The sequence below is a fragment of the Microcystis sp. LE18-22.4A genome (assembly GCF_027531105.1).
In the GTDB taxonomy this organism is placed as follows: domain Bacteria; phylum Cyanobacteriota; class Cyanobacteriia; order Cyanobacteriales; family Microcystaceae; genus Microcystis; species Microcystis aeruginosa.
In genome coordinates, this window is sequence record NZ_JAPZRB010000401.1 from 1 (window position 1) to 1244 (window position 1244).

Annotated in this window: 2 pseudogenes; both read right to left on the bottom strand. The window is 36.3% G+C overall.

Annotation, left to right across the window (positions count from 1 at the left end):
* Positions 1-31 precede the first annotated feature (31 nt).
* Positions 32-973 (bottom strand): annotated as a pseudogene (locus O9295_RS17805) (ISL3 family transposase); the annotation flags it as partial.
* Positions 974-1112: 139 nt separating this feature from the next.
* Positions 1113-1244, bottom strand: a pseudogene (locus tag O9295_RS17810) (transposase family protein); the annotation flags it as partial.

Consider the following 1244-nt stretch of genomic DNA (forward strand, 5'->3'; position numbering starts at 1 on the left):
GGCTCTTCTGGTTTTCGTGTGTTAATTTTTGTTATGAATTAAAGCAAGCAAACAGCTTAAGTCGAAGATGTTCAAAATTGGTAAATCCATAACTTATTCTTTTAATAAGCTTTATTTTGGTATTCATTCCCTCAATTAATCCGTTGGTTGTATGATTTTCAAAGTAATTACAAATACCAGGCAAATGCTTCTGGATCATGCTGGCACTACTTTGATATAATATCCCGCCTATTCTTATCCATTTTTCCAATTTTCTCTCAGCACCTCTGAACGTTCTACACCCTTGATAAATTTGTCTAATTTCTTCTTTCATTTCGTCGGCTATTCCCAAGCAGGGATGTTCTTTTAAGATAACTTCTAGTTGTTGTTTTTGCTCGTCCTTTAAGTCCTCTTTATTCTTCCATAATAAATGAGGTAATCCCTTTTCATGCACCCCCATTAACTTTCTCAATTTATTAAGCTCGTCATTGATGATAGTCATTACATGAAAACGGTCATAGATGATTTTAGCATTGGGAAATAATTCCTTGATCACTGCTGTAAATCCTGACCACATATCGACGCTCACTTCTTTCCCTTTCTCCCGAACTGCGTCTGGCTGTGCTTTTAAGGCTTCCATTAATTCTTCTTGCTTATGTCCTTTAATCACATCTAGTAAAATTTTCTTGTCCAGATCTACGACCGTTGTTATGAAATCTTTATGTCCTTTTAAGTTACTAAATTCATCCAAGCTTATTCGTTCTGGTGCTTCCCACTCTTCCTTTTCTAGTTCTTTAGCCAAGGAATTAAATATTAACTTAACTTCTTCCCATCCTAACCCTTCTTCTCGACTTATTTCTTCGATACTACAATTTTTTACTCTCTCATAAATCATCGATTCATAGCGAATTGTATGATGCTGTCTTAATCTCATAAAACTCAGTCTTTCGCTGATATACTTTTGGCACTTTTGACAATGAAACTGGCGGCGTGGGGCTCTTCTCGACTTTGTGTGATAATTTTTGCTTATGGAATCGTGAAATGCTTACTGGGCAAGACTTTTAGGACTATTTTGCGGATATTCTATCAGTATAGACCTCGTTTCCACACAGAAACCAGAAGAGCCGGCGTGGTACTTCTAAATATACCGGATTGCCTAATATTGACAAATCTCTGACTAGATTATACTCTGTCTGATTGATTCTGTCCAAGGTTTGATGGCAATTCGGACATTCAATTGTTTCATTTAAAAGAGCGAGCTTTAG